The organism is Winogradskyella sp. SM1960, assembly GCF_020179375.1.
In the GTDB taxonomy this organism is placed as follows: domain Bacteria; phylum Bacteroidota; class Bacteroidia; order Flavobacteriales; family Flavobacteriaceae; genus Winogradskyella; species Winogradskyella marina.
The window spans coordinates 557,114-575,996 of sequence record NZ_JAICBG010000002.1 but is presented as its reverse complement, the minus strand read 5'-3'; the positions used below and the strand labels follow the sequence as shown (position 1 = coordinate 575,996).

The window sequence follows — 18,883 nt, the reverse complement described above, 5'->3', positions numbered from 1 at the left end:
AAATGCGTTCCCAATTTAAATTTGGGATACGTTCAACTAAATATTTTACTTCACCTCAAAAAAGAGGTTTGTAAAATAAAGTCTCACTAAAAAAACACAAGATTATGAAAAGATTTCTACTATTAACAGTTCTCGTTTCGGTACTCGTATCTTGTAGTGCCAAAAAACAAATTGAAACCGCTATTAGTCATGGAAATTACGACCATGCTATTTCAGAGGCTTTAGAAAAATTAGAAAATAATAAGGATAAAAACCGCAAGCAAGATTATATTGTAATGCTGGAAGAAGCGTATTATAAAGTTTTAGATCAAGATCTTCAGACGATTTCACACCTTAAAAAAGATGGTAATCCTGAGCAATACAAAACTATTTATGATACCTATATTGATTTAGAAAACAGACAAAACGCCATAAAACGTGTGCTACCTTTGCAGATCAACGGAAAAACATTACAGTTAAAATTTAATGATTACAGTGATGAGATTATAGATTACAGATACAAAACTTCAGATTATTTAATCGGACAAGGTATTGCGCTTTTAGATTCTAAAGACAAATATAATGCACGTGAAGCTTATGATATCTTTAGTTATATAGAACAAATTAATCCAAATTTTGAAGAGACCAGAAGTCTAATGACAGAGGCACACCAAAAAGGAACAGATTACATAAATGTGTCTATAGTTAATGAAACTAAACAAATTATTCCGCAGCAGTTAGAGGCAGATTTGTTAGATTTTAATACGTATGGCTTAAATCAGTTTTGGACAAGCTACCATTCTAATGCGGCAGAAACTATCAATTACGATTATGCCATGCAATTGCAATTAAAGCAAATAAACATTTCACCAGAACGTATTAACGAACGTCAAATAGTGCGCGAACAAGAAGTTATTGATGGTTGGGAATATGTATTAGATCGTGCAGGAAATGTTAGAAAAGACAGCCTTGGTAACGACATTAAAGTTGATAAAATTATAAACGTAAAAGCGCGACTTACAGAAATTGTACAAACTAAATCTTCTCAAGTTATTGCAAATGTTGTTTATACGGATTTAAAGCAGAACCAAATTATAGATACGTTTACTATAGATAGTGGTTTTGTTTTTGAAAATGTATTTGCACGTTATAAAGGTGATAAACGTGCTTTAAATAAAGATGATAGAATCTTAGTCAGTCAAAGGCAACTACAATTTCCGAGTGATGAACAAATGGTCTATGACACTGGTGAAGATCTAAAGTTAAAACTAAAAGATATCATTAGTTCTTACAATACACAACGAAGTTAGAAGCACCATAAATTGAATAGAACGGTCTGGAAAATTATTTTTCAGGCCGTTTTTTATTGATTCTTGCCAAAGTTTATCTTAAATCCAGTCGAATGACTGTTTTGATGGTAAAAGAATTAACTTGATTGGCGATGTTGGTAAAAACCATTACTGTTGGTTGATTACAAATTTTAATAGTTAACTAAGTTTAAAACGATTACAATCGTCGGTAAAACCACGACCATAGGATAAGAAAATTAAGACTAAAATGAAGCAGTGCCGTTTGTCATTCCTGCGTAGGCAGGAATCCACAAGCTATAATGCACCTTAAAATTAGTAAAAAAACACCAACCCTAACAGCGCATAAATTACATACGAAGTATCAACGGAGTATACATTTCTTAAAATTATGATACAAATTACGGAATTGGATTAGCTTCACTGACCCCAAAGGTTTGCCAGCCTACATAGGCATAACAATACATTTTCTAGTTTATCTTGAGTACAACATCATAAGACAGGTGTGCAACATTGAAGATCATAAATGACAAAATAAAAGCTATTTCGTGTTATTTTAGATTAGAACATAATAACCATCCTAAAAGTTAAAACACATCGTAATGCTAGTTATCGTCCACAAGTCATAGTGTTCGCATGTAACTTTTAAAGTCTTTTTTTGCTAGTTAACGACAATATACGCAACTAAAGAAATTAAATTTTATATTTGAAGCATCCCTTATATTATTAATAGTAATTACAGTAGCCCTATACTGATACATAAGCTATTGATATTTTTTTATACCCTTATTTGATTAATTTTTATGGTTTGAGCCAGTAATGATTTATCTCTTTTAGATACATCTATTGTTTTATTTATTTAAGTGTTATCCCTAAGCTTTAATAAAATAAAGAATAATTGTTTAAAAACAATATTACACCCCCTTGAATAAATGAAACTAATAGAAATACTGACGATAAAAACAGCACAGGATTAATTAACAAAATGACACTGTTTTACGACAAAAAACAACAGTTTGACGATGTTTATTACATTTTACCGATGTTTTTGTTTGGTTTTTAATTTTATCGTTCTATATTTGGGCAGCCTCAAAAACTGAAAAGTGCATTTATTTTAAACCTACATTTCATTAAACACAAAGGTCCAAAGACTATAATTATTAAGTTTTTAACCCTAATTACTTGCTATTATGAAACAAAGTTACATTCTACTAATACAATGCTTAGTTGTATTAACCTTTTCTGTAAGCTTAACGGCGCAAAACGAGTTTATTACGACTTGGAAAACGGATAATCCTGGTGCCTCTTCACCCACAGAGATAACTATTCCTACCACAGGAGGTGGCTATAACTATGATGTTGATTGGGACAATGATGGTACTTTTGATCAATTTGGGATCACTAGTGACGTTACTCATGATTTTGGTACAGCTGGTACCTATACTGTTGCTATAAGAGGAGATTTTCCTAGAATCTATTTTAACAACGGTGGAGATAAAGACAAAATTCTTGAAGTGAATCAATGGGGTGATATTGAATGGACTTCTATGGAAAAAGCATTCTGGGGATGTAGCAATTTAGAATTTAACACATACCTACCTTTAGATGCACCAAATTTGAGTAACGTAACTGATATGTTTTATATGCTCGGTAATGCTACTAGTTTTAATAGTCCTATCGATCATTGGGACGTGTCTAATGTCGAAAAAATGGTTTCGACTTTTGAAGGTACTACTAATTTTAATCAAAGTTTAAATAATTGGGATGTTAGTAATGTACAATTTTTGAATGGTTTATTTAGAAATGCTACTAGTTTTAATCAAAATTTAGACGGTTGGAATTCAAAGCTATCTAATGTGACTCAAATGTATAATATGTTCAATGGAGCAACTTCCTTTAATGGGGATATTTCTGGTTGGATTATATCTCCAACTAATATGTATGGTATGTTTCATAACGCTAGTTCCTTCAATCAAGACATTAGTGGTTGGGATGTTTCTAATGCATCGAGTTTATGGCTTTTATTTACTAACGCTAGTTCTTTTAATCAAGATATTAGCGGTTGGGATGTTTCTAATGTTACTAATATGCTTGTTATGTTTAGTGGTGCTACTAATTTTGATCAAGATTTAAGTAGTTGGGATGTTTCTAATGTTACCGAAATGACTGGCATGTTTCGGTACGTAACCCTCTCAACTAGTAACTATGAGAATATCCTAATAGGTTGGGACACACATGGCTTACAAAATGGAGTTAATTTTCATGGTGGTTATAGCCAATATTGTTCCATTGCTGCTACAAATGCTAGAGCTAATATGATAGCTTCTGATAGTTGGACTATTACTGATGGAGGATTAGAAGTCCCAACAGCTATTTGTATCGCTACACCATTTACATTAAACTTAGATGCTACTGGAAATGCTACATTAGATCCAAATGATATTGATAACGGTTCTACAATTTGTGGTACTGGTACCATGGGATTATCTTTAACTCAAACAGCTTTTGATTGTTCTGATATTGGAACACCTATTACTGTAAACTTATTTGTTGATGATGGTAATGGGAATACGGGTACTTGTACGGCTACTGTTAATGTTGTAGATAATATTGCACCTGTCCCTGATGTTGCAACCTTAACTGACCTAACTGCTGAATGTGAAGTCACTTCATTAACCACACCAATAGCAACAGATAATTGTGGTGGAACAGTAACGGTAACAAGCGATGCTATACTTCCAATAACTACTCAAGGTACAACGGTTATTACTTGGACTTATACAGATGTAAGCGGAAATGCTTCAACACAAACACAAAATGTAATTATTACTGATAATACAGCACCTATCCCTGATGTTACAACCTTAGCTAACGTAACTGCAGAATGTGAAGTTACGTCATTAACTGCTCCAACTGCTACGGATAATTGTAGTGGAACAGTTACGGTAACCAACGATGCTACACTTCCTATTACAACTCAAGGCACAACTATAGTCACTTGGACTTACTATGATAGCAATGGAAACACTGCAACGCAAACACAAAATGTTGTTATCACAGACACGACTGCTCCTATTGCTGATGTTGTTACTCTAGCTGACGTAACCACAGAATGTGAAGTCACTTCTTTAACTGCACCAACCGCAACAGATAATTGTGGTGGAACAGTAACGGTAACCAACGATGCTACACTTCCTATTACAACTCAAGGCACAACTATAGTCACTTGGACTTACTATGATAGCAATGGAAACACTGCAACGCAAACACAGAATGTTGTTATCACAGACACGACTGCTCCTATTGCTGATGTTGTTACTCTAGCTGACGTAACTGCTGAATGTGAAGTCACTTCATTAACTACTCCAACAGCTACGGATAATTGTGATGGAACAGTTACGGTGACAAATGATGCTACACTTCCTATTACTACTCAAGGTACAACACTAGTCACTTGGACTTATGATGATGGTAACGGAAACACCTCAACACAAACTCAAAATGTTGTTATCACAGACACGACTGCTCCTATTGCTGATGTTGTTACTCTAGCTGACGTAACTGCTGAATGCGAAGTCACTTCATTAACTACTCCAACAGCTACGGATAATTGTGGTGGAACAGTAACGGTGACAAATGATGCTACACTTCCTATTACTGCTCAAGGTACAACACTAGTCACTTGGACTTATGATGATGGTAACGGAAACACCTCAACACAAACTCAAAATGTTGTGATTACGGATATTACAGCACCTGTCCCAGGTGTTGCAACCTTAGCTGATGTAACTGACCAATGTGAAGTTACGTTATTAACTGCTCCAACAGCTACAGATTATTGTGGAGGAACAGTAACGGTAACAAATGATGCTACACTCCCTATTACTGTTCAAGGTACAACACTAGTCACTTGGACTTATGATGATGGTAACGGAAACACCTCAACACAAACTCAAAATGTTGTGATTACGGATATTACAGCACCTGTCCCAGGTGTTGCAACCTTAGCTGATGTAACTGACCAATGTGAAGTTACGTTATTAACTGCTCCAACAGCTACAGATTATTGTGGAGGAACAGTAACGGTAACAAATGATGCTACACTCCCTATTACTGTTCAAGGTACAACACTAGTCACTTGGACTTATGATGATGGTAACGGAAACACCTCAACACAAACTCAAAATGTTGTGATTACGGATATTACAGCACCTGTCCCTGATGTTGCAACCTTAGCTGACGTCGAGGCTCAATGCGAAGTCACATCGTTAACTGCACCAACAGCAACAGATAATTGTGGTGGAATAGTAACAGTAACAAATGATGCCATACTTCCAATTACTGCTCAAGGCACTACTGTTGTGACTTGGTCGTATGAGGATGCCGCTGGAAATATTTCTACACAAACACAAAATGTGGTTATTACTGATAATACTGCTCCTGTTCCTGATGTTGCAACCTTAGCTAATGTTACGGATCAATGTGAAGTTACGTCGTTAACTAATCCAACGGCTACTGATAATTGTGGTGGAATAGTAACAGTAACAAATGATGCTATACTTCCAATTACTGCTCAAGGCACTACTGTTGTGACTTGGTCGTATGAGGATGCCGCTGGAAATGTTTCTACACAAACACAAAATGTGGTTATTACTGATAATACTGCTCCTGTTCCTGATGTTGCAACCTTAGCTAATGTTACGGATCAATGTGAAGTTACGTCGTTAACTGATCCAACGGCTACTGATAATTGTAGTGGACTAATAACAGTAACAAACGATGCTACGCTTCCTATTACTGCTCAAGGGACGACTGTTGTGACTTGGACTTATACAGATGCTGCAGGAAACGCTTCTACACAAACACAGAATGTGATTATCACCGATACAATAGCTCCTGTAATTGCAGCCGCACCTTCTAATATCACGGTAGAATGTGTGGATGACGTACCTGCTATGATAAATCTTCCTTGGACAGATAACTGTGATACAGGTGGAACTGTAGCTGGTGTAGATTCTGCTTTAGCAGGTGATGCTTGTGGAGGAACTATTACGAGAACTTGGAATTATACCGATTCAAGTGGTAATGCTGCCATAACTAGAACTCAAACTATTACTATTGACGACACTATTGCACCTGTAATTACAGTTGCACCTAGTGATATTACTGTTAGCTGTTTTTCTGATGTACCAGATATGATAAGCTTGGCTTGGACAGACAACTGCGATGCTGGAGGCACTGTAACTGGTATAGATTCTGCTTTAGTAGGAAATAGCTATAATGGTACCGTGACCAGAACTTGGAATATTGCTGATGCTTGTGGCAATAATGCAACGACTAGAACTCAAACCATTACTATTCTTGATAATACCGATCCAACATTCACATTTTGCCCAACAAATTTTTCAATAACTAACGACTCTGGAAACTGTTCAGCAGTAGTAAATTATACAATACCAACAGCAACAGACAATTGTGGTGGTGCAACAGTAGTACAAACAGATGCAACAGGTTTAAATTCTGGTGATGCTTTTCCTGTAGGAGATACAACTATAGAATACACTGCAACAGATCTTAACGGGAATAGTTCTGTGTGCTCATTTACAATAACTGTTATAGATTCAGAAGCCCCAACCATAGTTTGTCTTGCAGACATAAGTGTTAATGCAGATACTAATTGTGAGATTACAACTATACCTTTAACACCTCCAACTACTAATGATAATTGTGCTGTAGCGACTGTAACAAATAACTTAGCTGAGCAATTACCATTACCTGTTGGTAATCATACTGTCATTTGGACAGTAACCGACACTGCAGGACTTACGACTACTTGTGAACAAGGAATTTCAGTTGTCGATTCAACTCCGCCAGTTATCACATGTCCAACTGTTGCTCCCTATTACACAACAGAACCAGGCCAATGCGATACTTCATTATCATTTGTTGCGACAGCTACAGATAATTGTAACGGATCACCACTTATTAATTATGAAATTGGTGGTCATCCAATAACATTTCCATATACCTTTTCTATAGGAACAACCAATGTTGTTGCTATTGCAGATGATGGAAATGGATTAACTTCAACCTGTAACTTTGATGTCATAGTTGAAGATAGAGAATCACCAACAGCAATTTGTCAACCTCTAACAATAGCTTTAGATGCTTCTGGTAATGCTAGCATTGCTGAAGATGCTATTAATAACGGATCTTCTGATGCTTGTGGTGGAGTAACTTTTGATACTGACATAACAGATTTTGATTGTTCAGATATTGGAGCTAACACCGTAATACTTACCGTAACAGATGCCAGTGGTAATACGGATACATGTACAACAACAGTAACTGTTTTAGATCATGTACAAGGAGCAACGGCTTCAATTACTTCATCACCTGTTTCACCAATTTGTTTAGGAGAATCTGTGACTTTTACAGCAACTGGCACCGATTTAGGTGCTAGCCCTCAGTACGAATGGTTTGTTGCCGGTTCATCGGTTGGAAACAACAGCGCAACATACACCACAACGAGCCTAGCTAATGGTGATGATATCTATGTAGAAATTTCTTCTGGACCTTGTGATACTGTAACGACAAGTAATACTATTATAATGACTGTTAATCCGTTAAGGCCAGTCACGTACACATTAAATGCTTCCGAAAACCCTGTTTGTGATGGAGAAAATGTAACGTTCTTTGTGTCGAGTTTAGTTAACGGCGGGACAATGCCTAGTTATCAATGGTATGTTAATGGATCACCAGTAGGTAGTGACACAAATTCTTATGACAACGCAACTCTCGTAGATGGTGATATCGTTTCTGTAGAAGTAAGTTCAAATCTTACTTGTGCAGATCCTGTTCCGGCTACAGAAAGTTTAACGATGGACATTAAGCCACTTCCTGTAGTTACAGCATTGGCCAATGGCAATAGTACTAATATTGACATATGTGAAGGTGATAACCTAATTTTAACGGGTTCTGGAGCAACTACTTATACGTGGGATAGTGGAGTAACAAATAACGTTGCCTTTGTGCCTGCAGTAGGTACGCATACTTATACGGTGACAGGTACAACTAATAGCTGTGAAAGCACAGATACTATAACAGTAACAGTTGAACCTAACCCTGTAATCACCTTAACCTCTACAAGTGCTGACCAAAGTGTTTGTAGAACAGGCGGAAATCCAATTGGAAGAGTCGAGAATATTGATTTCAATGTTACTAATGCTACTTCAGTTACGGTAACTGGCTTACCTCTAGGAGTAAATTATAATTATAATGCAGGATTAGGACGTGTAAGAATTAATGGAAATCCTGATAATAGTATTAGTGGCACCTATAATTACACCGTTACAGCAACCAATGCCTGTAGTACAACTACAGCTACCGGTGAAATAACGGTTTATTATGGTACACCGTCAACACCAGGAACTATAAATGGAACATCATCTTTTTTATGCCCAGTAAGTACAGCTATTTATTATGTTGAAGATGACCCTAATGTAGAAACTTACAATTGGACGGTTCCAGGTTCAATGACAATAACCAATGGCCAAGGTACTAGCCAAATTGAAGTCGCTATTTCTGGTGCATTTGCATTTTGGCAAACAATTAGCGTTACAGCAACTAATGCCTGTGGTACATCTGATGCTAGCGACAAATTTGTTCTTTTAAACTTTTCGTCTTCAATAGATATTGATGCCGGTAATGACATCTATGTTTGTGAAGGCACCGGTATTGTAACCATGAATGGTGATTCTGACGGCCTACCTAATACAGAATGGGAATGGAGTGATAATGGCGCAGGTGGTACGTTTTCTACAATAGGTGTTGATACCCCATCACGTTATTGTGACGGCTTTTTGTTTTTTGGTTATTGTGTTGGTGATTGGATTTACCCTCCACCTAGACCACTATATTCAGAAACCGCAACATATACACTACCTAGTGGCTTAGTTGCCGGGGATATTATAACCATTAGCCTACTTGCTGATAGTGGGAGTTTTATTGGTTCATGTCCAACTATTGAAGACACTATGCGCATTCATATCATAGCCAACCCTACAGCAGAAATGGCAGTACCAAGCACCATCTGTTATGGAGAAGATATAGTTGTAAATGGAACCCCAAATACAACTGTAAGTTATACCTTTAATGGTTCTCCTGAGGGCACTTTTGATATTGGTAATTCAGGTACATTTTCGTTGCCAAATGAACCAGCTGGTACATATGAGTTTACAAGTGTTCAATATACTGACCCACCAAATAGTAATGGTGTTGGCTGTGTCAATTTACTCTCTGGAGAAACGGTTACAATTAATGCTACTCCTACGGTAACAGCCCCTTCTGATATTACAATATGTGAAGGAGACACAGTTAACCTTGCGTCGGCTTCAATTGGAGGTACTAATGCTATTGGCACTTGGTCGACTACAGGCAATGGTTCATTTAGTGGTTCAATATATACACCAGGTGCTTTAGATATTCTTAATGGTACAGTAACCCTTACTTACACCAACACTCCTAGTGATGGTATATGTGATGCCGTGAGTGATTCTATGGTAGTAACCATTAACGAACTACCTACAGTTAATGCTGGAGTTAACCAAACTATATGTGCAGATGGTTCTGTTACACTTAGCGGTGTTATTGGAGGCAGTGCTTCTTCTGCAACTTGGAGTGCACCTGATGGTAGTTTTTCTGACTCAACAGATTTAAATGCTACTTATACACCAAGTATAACAAGTGGAACTGTTACTTTAACATTAACAACTAACGATCCATCAGGACCTTGTGGATCTACAACAGATACGATTGTTATTACCGTAAATCCAGCGGCAATTGTAGATGCTGGTTTAGACTTCACCGTTTGTAGTACAGATAGTATTGTACTTAATGGTACTTTAAGCGGTAGCGCTACGAATGGAACATGGTCTTCGAGTACTGGAGGAACATTTGGAAGTGCTTCAGCACTAAACACAACGTATACCCCAAGTGCAACTGACATTTCAAATGGTATTGTTACCCTTACGCTCACATCTAACATTCCTTCTGGAGTTTGTAATGCCGCTATTGATGAAATTACTATAACTATAAATGAAGCCGCTACTGTTAATGCAGGTCCAAATGAGACACTGTGTTCTACAGAAACGTTAGATTTATCTGCGGCAACCTTTGGTGGTAGTGCGACGTCTGCAACTTGGAGTTCAAGCGGAACTGCAGGTACTATTACAGGTAATATTTACACACCAAGCGCAACAGATATTACAAATGGATCCGTAATATTAACGTATACAACTAATAATCCAGGTACAACTTGTGGTGAAGTTATTGACACAAAGGTGGTTACAATTTCAACTTCTGTTAATGCCACAGCAAGCAATACAACTGATATTGATAATTGTAGTAATACATCAATTGTATTATCTGCAAATAGAACGGGAACGTGGTCTGCTATATCTACACCTTCTGGTAGACCGTATTCATTCTCTAATATAAGTGACCCAAACGCTACATTTACAGGTGAAAGCGGAGCAACATATGATATTACTTGGACAATGAACAATGTAGCACCTTGTGCTGTTAATTCGACAACATTTGAAGTTACATTCCCTGAGTGTGAAGACTTAATAAATTTTGATGGGTCCGATGACAGTGTTAATTTAGGAAGTAACTATAATGCACCTGCCAACTTTAGTTTAGAAGTATGGATAAAGCCTAACACTATTAATGGAAGTATTCAAACCATTTTATCTAAACGAGATGCCACAAACTTTGCAACTGGTTACGATTTACGTTTGGTAAATAATACTATTAGTTTTAGAGCAAATGGCTCTGGACTTTCTGCGAATGGAATAACGGCTGATAGATGGTATCATATTGCAGTAACGTTTAATGGCACTACCTACACACTATATATTGATGGAGTTCAAAGAAATAGTATTAATGGTCCAAGCCCTGCAGCAAATACATTTAATATGTTGCTTGGTGCCATGTCTCGTCCAGGCAATACTCCTACCAATTATTATAATGGTTGGTTAGATGAAATACGACTTTGGAACACCACTTTAACAACAACACAGATTCGCGACATGATGAATCAAGAAATTGAAGAACATGGTACTTCCGTACGTGGTTCTATAGTTCCATTAGATATTTCTGGATTGGCTTGGAGTAACCTAATCGCATATTACCAAATGAATCAGAGTTCTTTACATATGGATGCAGGTAGTTTAATTGCCAACAAAGGTGTAAATGGGATATTAAGAAATATGACCACTTTGCAAGATGAATCTGCACCGTTACCTTATTTTACTTCAGGAGGCTCTACCAATTGGGATAACCAAGATGCTTGGCAAAATGGTACTGATTTAATGATACCAAACACCAATGGTGTGAATTGGAATATCGTTAGTACTCAACATAATGTAACATCTAATAGACCAACACAAGTATTAGGACTTAGAGTAGATAACAATACATTAACTATTAATAATGACTACCCTATAACAGTCAACAAATACTTAAAAATAGATGGCACTTTAGATTTAGAAGGTGAATCTCAACTTTTACAACCTACGGGAAGTATTGTAGATTATTCTGGAACGGGTAAATTAGAACGTGATCAGCAAGGCTCTGGTAATAAATTCAATTATAATTACTGGGGAAGTCCTGTGAGTAATGCGGGTATATCTGAAAACCGAACCTATGAATTAGCAGAAGTTCTATATGATGGTACAAATCCTGTATCATGGACCACTGCTTATGATGCACCAGGGACATCTCCAGCAACTATTAGTAGTCGTTGGCTATACACTTACACCAACTTAACAGGTGCGTATGCTGACTGGAACCGTATCAATCAAAATACAGGAATCAGTGTTGGATTAGGCTACACCATGAAAGGTAGTGGTATTGGATCTTCAGAACAGAATTATACCTTTAGCGGACAACCTAACAATGGCACTATAACACACGCCATTAGTGCAGATAATGAAACACTTTTAAGTAATCCTTACCCTTCTGCAATAGACGCTAATGCTTTTATTAGCGATAATGAAACCGCCTTACTAGATGGAAAAATTATTTTCTGGGAACAAGCACCAAATAATCCTAGTCATAATTTAGCAGCTTACAGAGGTAGGTATTCTTATCTAAACAACACAGGAGGTTTAGCTAGCGCGTCAGCTCCAATCGAAATATTTGATGCAGGAAATGCCTTAAAAATACCAGGGAGATATGTACCTGTAGGACAAGGTTTCTTTGTTCAAGCTGATGCTGATGGTGGCACTTTAGTCTTCAATAATGCACAGCGTGTATTTAAGAAAGAAGGCTCACAATCTACATTTTTAAGACCTAGTAATAACTATCAGGATACGGTTAGTATTCCTAATGGTGAGGAAAGTGTTATTAGACGTTTACGCTTAAACTTCACTACACCAGAAGGTGCTGTTAGACATCTCTTATTAGGATTTACATCAGATAATACGGCTACTGATGATGTTGATTATGGCTATGATGCACTTAATGCTGATTATTTCCCAAGTGACTTATCATTCCTAATTGAAGGTGAGAGATATGTTATACAAGGTGTTGGCGAATTTGATGACACTAAAGAATATCCTTTAGATATGGTAATTGCTGAAAATGGAAACGTTGAAATAGGACTTACCGAACTTGAAAACTTCGATGAGGCTATTGATGTCTACATTTTTGATGCCGTAGAAGGCACTTATACCAGATTTAATGAGGTTAACTTCCAAATAAACATTGACGCCGGAACTTATAGCGATAGATTCTACCTAGTCTTCCAAGAAGATGCTGTGCTTTCTACTATTGAAGAAGAGTTTAAAGATATTACTGTTCGCTACTTACACGATACGGATGAAATTTTTGTAAAAACGCCTCCTTCGGTTGAGGTTAAACAACTCTACTTAATTAATGTTGCTGGTCAGACTGTAGCATCTTGGAATGCTACCAACCTACCAATGTCTAACGAGATTAAAATTCCGGTGAAACATATTTCTGAAGGCACTTATATTTTAAAAGCGGAAACAAATTCAAGTGTATTTAATAAGAAGATAATTATTAAATACTAGATATTAATTTTTATAAAACGTAAAACCTCAAGGTTGTAATGACTTTGAGGTTTTTTATTTGATATGTGCTATTAGTGGTTGAGGAAATACACTGTTTGGTGACGTTTAAGAGAATCACTAATGGTAACCTGAGAAAGTAACATTAAAATTAGTACCGTTTGTCATTCCTGCGAAAGCAGGAACCCAAAAAGTATCACATAACTTTAGATTCCTGCCATAGCATATTTTAAGCGCAGCGCCATGACAGAAATATCGTCTCATCATTCTAAAATTATTATGAGATTGCTCACTAAGTTCGAAATGACAAAGGCAAGATTAAGCTATTGTTGATGTTTTATACGGTGTTTAAATATAGCCGTTTACCCAAGCCTTAAATTAAAAATAGACGCTCAAGAATAATGTTCATTACGATGAATTGCGATACGGAATAGCTTCGCTAAACCTAAAAAGTTTGTCTGTCTACGCAAGAATGAAGAGACACGTATATAAGTATTTTTAAAAACAAATAAACCCTATACAAACTGTCCCAAATCCACATCATTTACAGCGCCATGACTCGCATGCGCCACCACTACTCCATTTTTTATCACTAATAATTGCGGAGATTGATGCATCACCTGAAACGTATAACCAACCTCACTAGAAACATCTCTATAATTGAGTAAGTCTAAATAATACAAGTCAGCATTAGTTTCTAAATCGTATGCCGATACAAATTGTTTCATAACCATGCTACTAATTCCGCAACGCGTAGAATGCTTAAAAATAAGTTGCGTTTTAGAATTGGATTTTTCGGCAATGGTATCTAATTGTGAAACCTCACTTAATACTTGCCAAGGCAAAGTTTTTTCTTCCTTTGGTTCTGAAGAACCACCAAATAATTTATCAAAAATTCCCATATCATAAATGTCGCATATTACTTAGAAACTTACAAATCTTATTGCTTTATAAATTTAAAAGTATTTGTGATACCGTTTTCTAAAATTAATGAAAAGAAATAAACTCCATTGCGCAAACTCGACACATCAAAATTCATATGACCATTAATAAATTGACACTGCTTTTCAGAAACTAAACGACCGCTAATATCAGCAACTTGCATGGTCGCATTGTTATCTATAAATTCTTGAGACGAGATATTTAAAACACCCTTTACTGGATTTGGATAAAAAGCTATGAGCTCAGTCTCTTCAAGATCATCAACATGCAATGGACTTTCCTGATACACTCTAACATAATCAATAACCATAGCGTCTTGAGTAAAACTAGCCTCAATATTAGATTGAATAGCAAAATTAAGTAGTAAATAGTGTTCAGCATCAAAAGGCCATGTATTGGTATCTTTCAATTCTGGGTTATACGTATAGTGCACATTACCATCTACTGCAAACACCATTTTTTCTGGTGACCATTCTAGGGTATAAACATGAAATTCCGAAGATACTGTACCAACGGTTTGCCCTCCTACATTAATAGTACCACCGTAACTAGAAGGTGTATGCATTGCACTTTGCACATAATTTTGATTGTGTCCCCAATGCTCCATAATATCTATTTCACCACAAGCAGGCCAAGAGGTTGTACCAAAACCCTGAGTATCCCAATAACCTCCATCTTCATTAATATTTTTTCCAAGCATCCAAATTGCAGGCCAAGTCCCAACTCCCGATGGCAACTTTGCTCTAATTTCTACTTTTCCATAGGTAAATGCAAATTTAGAATTTAATCGTGCTGACGTATACTGCTTAGTTACACTTTGATCCGTATACGTTTCTTTTTTAGCTATAATATTTAAAAACCCATCACTAACTAAAGCATTATCCTCTCGATTTGTATAATGTTGAATTTCTCCATTAAACCAGCTACCTCCATTCGGTAGTTGTGTTTGGTGAAACCATTTGGATGAGTTGATAGTACCATCGTCGTCAAACTCATCAGACCAAACGAGATGATCGTAGATAGGATCGTTACTCACTGTATCAAAATGCAGAATATCATCTAAATAAGCCAAAACTAAGTCTGTATTATTTTCTCCATTTATCTGTAACACAACACGATTAAAGTCCGTTCTTTGAATTGGAGGTAGTGAGCTACTATCTAAATTAATATAATTATCTGCTTCAAAATTAAAAACCAACTCTTGCCATTGATCTAAAAGTATGGGCTTTATAATTTCACTCTGCGTTGTCCACGGTTCGTTTAATGTGCCGTCCTGAAGCTTTAAAGACACCTGATTTGTTTGATTTCCGGTAATTCCGCTAGAAGGCACATAAATCTTAAGGCTGAAACTATTATTAATAGTTAAGTCAAAATTAGAACTAACATCAAACCTTACATTACCATAACTACCTCCTTCATCATTATATTCTAAAACGGTATTTGAAACATTTATACCTTCCTGATAAGGATTATTAAAATTAGTATCTAATCCACAATCATCACCAAACCACGTTGTAATTGTTCCATCACCTTCAAAATCGTCTTCTACAGACTGTGCATTTAGGTTGAAACCAAAAAGAATGGTGATGAGTACGACGTATAATCTTATCATAATGAGTATTGTGTTTTTTTTCAAAAATAGATTGTATTCAGAAAGTTTTACTATAACTGACCAATACATGAACTATACAACTTAAAACCTTATCTTTATAACAGTCAAAACGTCATACACAAAAACAACAAACAAGACATTTTGTCACTTAATTCTTACGTTTTTAAAATGGTAAGATAATTGACTACTGTTAATCAAGCATAACAACAAATTAAATCTTGTCCGTTTGAGCACAATCGAGAATACTAAACCTTTCAATAACACTCAAGTTGACATAATCACTAAAACAATATAAAGATGAATTTTAATAATTACACCATTAAATCGCAAGAAGCCATACAGCAAGCGCAACAGCTCGCTCAAGGTTTTGGTCATCAGCAAATAGAAAATGAGCACATTTTTAAAGCTCTTTTTAATGTTGACGAAAACGTATTACCATTCTTACTTAAAAAACTGAATGTTAACGTAGCTATCTTGCAACAAATACTAGATAAGGACCTCGAAAGCTTTCCTAAAGTTTCAGGTGGCGAACTTATGCTTTCACGAGACGCAAGTAAAGCCTTAAACGAATCTTCAATAATTGCTAAAAAAATGAATGATGACTTCGTGTCTATTGAACATTTAGTATTAGCTATTTTTAAATCTAAAAGTAAAATTGCTCAAATCTTAAAAGACCAAGGCGTTACTGAAAAAGGTTTAAATGCTGCTATTGAGGAATTGCGCAAAGGAGACCGAGTTACATCTCAAAGTCAAGAAGAAACCTATAATTCGCTTAGCAAGTATGCAAAAAACTTAAATCAACTAGCACAAGATGGCAAGTTAGACCCTGTTATTGGACGTGATGAAGAAATCCGAAGAATACTTCAAATTTTATCGCGTAGAACCAAAAACAATCCGATTTTAGTTGGTGAACCTGGTACAGGAAAAACTGCCATTGCTGAAGGCTTAGCACATAGAATTATTGATGGAGATATTCCAGAAAACCTAAAAGACAAACAGATTTTTGCGCTAGATATGGGAGCTTTAATTGCAGGTGCAAAATACAAAGGAGAGTTTGAAGAACGCTTAAAAGCCGTTATTAAAGAGGTAACCGAAAGTGATGGAGATATCGTTCTATTTATAGACGAGATTCATACTTTAGTTGGCGCAGGTGGTGGACAAGGCGCCATGGATGCTGCAAATATTTTGAAACCTGCTTTAGCACGAGGCGAATTAAGAGCCATTGGAGCAACTACTTTAGACGAGTATCAAAAGTATTTTGAAAAAGATAAAGCTTTAGAGCGTCGTTTTCAGAAAGTAATCGTTAATGAACCAGATACAGAAAGTGCGATTTCTATACTTAGAGGTATTAAAGAAAAGTATGAAACACACCACAAAGTTAGAATTAAAGATGAAGCTATCATTGGTGCTGTAGAATTATCGGAGCGTTATATTACCAACCGTTTTCTACCAGACAAAGCTATTGATTTAATGGATGAAGCAGCTTCTAAATTACGCATGGAGATTAACTCTAAACCAGAAGAATTGGATGTACTCGATCGTAAAATTATGCAGCTTGAAATTGAACATGAAGCCATTAAGCGCGAAAAAGATGAAGCTAAATTAAAAAGCTTAAAAGCAGAATTAGCAAATCTCAAAGAAGAACGCAACGAGCTAAATGCCAAATGGAAATCTGAAAAAGAGGTCGTTGAAAACGTTCAGAACATTAAGCAAGATATTGAAAATTATAAACTTGAAGCTGAGCGCGCGGAGCGTGACGGTGATTACGGTAAAGTAGCCGAAATCCGATATGGCAAAATCAAAGAAGCCACTGAGCAACTTGAAAAATTCCAGAAAGATTTAGCTGAACAACAAGATACATCCTTAATTAAGGAGGAAGTCACGTATGAAGATATAGCAGAGGTTGTTGCTAAGTGGACAGGAATTCCGGTAACCAAAATGCTTCAAAGTGATCGTGAAAAATTACTAAAATTAGAGGATGAGTTACATAAACGTGTCGTAGGACAAGAAGAAGCCATTGAAGCGGTTAGTGATGCCGTGCGTCGCTCTAGAGCTGGATTACAAAACCCACAAAAACCCGTAGGAACCTTCTTGTTTTTAGGAACAACAGGTGTTGGTAAAACAGAGCTGGCAAAAGCCTTGGCTGAGTATTTGTTTGATGATGAAAATGCGATGACACGTATTGATATGAGCGAATATCAAGAACGTCATGCTGTAAGTCGTTTGGTTGGTGCACCTCCAGGATATGTTGGTTATGATGAAGGAGGACAATTAACAGAAGCCGTTAGAAGAAAACCGTATTCTGTAGTGTTGTTAGATGAAATTGAAAAAGCGCATCCAGACACTTTTAATATCTTATTACAAGTATTAGACGAAGGTCGTTTAACAGATAACAAAGGCCGAATTGCAGACTTTAAAAACACCATTATAATTATGACTTCAAATATGGGAAGTCAGATTATACAAGAGCGGTTTGAAGCTACAAAAGATATTCCTTCAGCTATGGAAGCCGCAAAAGTGGATGTTTTAAGCCTATTAAAACAAACCGTAAGACCAGAGTTTTTAAACCGAATTGATGACACTATAATGTTTACTCCCTTATCTAAGGAAAACATTACCGATATCGTTGGTCTACAACTTAAAGGCATAACAAAAATGATCGCGAAACAAGGCATCACATTTGATGCCACACCAGAAGCCGTAAGCTATTTGGCAGATAAAGGTTTTAATCCAGAATATGGAGCAAGACCTGTAAAACGTGTCATTCAAAAAGAGGTATTAAATCAATTGAGTAAAGAGATTTTAGCTGGCCGAGTTTCAACCGACAGCATTATCCTACTCGATGAGTTTGATGGACAATTAGTCTTTAGAAATCAAGGTGACTTAGTAACAGAGACCGTCTAAAGCATTGTAACATTTTCGATTTTAAATAGTCTTTATAATGATTG

Annotated in this window: 5 protein-coding genes; 3 read left to right on the top strand and 2 right to left on the bottom strand. The window is 36.3% G+C overall.

Annotation, left to right across the window (positions count from 1 at the left end; translation table 11 throughout):
- Positions 1 to 104 precede the first annotated feature (104 nt).
- Positions 105 to 1,289 carry a hypothetical protein gene (locus K1X16_RS08395; protein WP_225035758.1) on the top strand — a complete coding sequence of 395 codons (1,185 nt, stop codon included), beginning with the start codon at positions 105 to 107 and terminating at the stop codon, positions 1,287 to 1,289.
- Positions 1,290 to 2,476: 1,187 nt separating this feature from the next.
- Positions 2,477 to 13,384, top strand: coding sequence for a BspA family leucine-rich repeat surface protein (locus K1X16_RS08390; protein ID WP_225035757.1), 10,908 nt, complete (start codon positions 2,477 to 2,479; stop codon positions 13,382 to 13,384).
- Between the two features lie 512 nt (positions 13,385 to 13,896).
- Here K1X16_RS08390 and ytxJ read toward each other — a convergent pair.
- Positions 13,897 to 14,283, bottom strand: a complete 387-nt coding sequence (gene ytxJ, locus K1X16_RS08385) for a bacillithiol system redox-active protein YtxJ (RefSeq protein WP_225035756.1) — start codon at positions 14,281 to 14,283, stop codon at positions 13,897 to 13,899.
- Positions 14,284 to 14,321: 38 nt separating this feature from the next.
- Positions 14,322 to 15,935 (bottom strand): family 16 glycosylhydrolase, encoded by a 1,614-nt coding sequence (locus K1X16_RS08380; RefSeq protein ID WP_225035755.1) that lies wholly within the window; start codon positions 15,933 to 15,935, stop codon positions 14,322 to 14,324.
- Positions 15,936 to 16,232: 297 nt separating this feature from the next.
- On the opposite strand from K1X16_RS08380, the gene clpB reads away from it, so the two are divergent.
- On the top strand, positions 16,233 to 18,839 hold the full coding sequence (clpB, locus tag K1X16_RS08375; RefSeq protein WP_225035754.1) for an ATP-dependent chaperone ClpB: 2,607 nt from the start codon (positions 16,233 to 16,235) through the stop codon (positions 18,837 to 18,839).
- Positions 18,840 to 18,883 lie beyond the last annotated feature (44 nt).

Bases quoted from the DNA above. Each gene is read 5' to 3' on its own strand.
- ytxJ (WP_225035756.1), bottom strand. From the start codon at position 14,283: ATGGGAATTTTTGATAAATTATTTGGTGGTTCTTCAGAACCAAAGGAA.
- K1X16_RS08390 (WP_225035757.1), top strand. From the start codon at position 2,477: ATGAAACAAAGTTACATTCTACTAATACAATGCTTAGTTGTATTAACC.
- clpB (WP_225035754.1), top strand. From the start codon at position 16,233: ATGAATTTTAATAATTACACCATTAAATCGCAAGAAGCCATACAGCAA.
- K1X16_RS08395 (WP_225035758.1), top strand. From the start codon at position 105: ATGAAAAGATTTCTACTATTAACAGTTCTCGTTTCGGTACTCGTATCT.
- K1X16_RS08380 (WP_225035755.1), bottom strand. From the start codon at position 15,935: ATGATAAGATTATACGTCGTACTCATCACCATTCTTTTTGGTTTCAAC.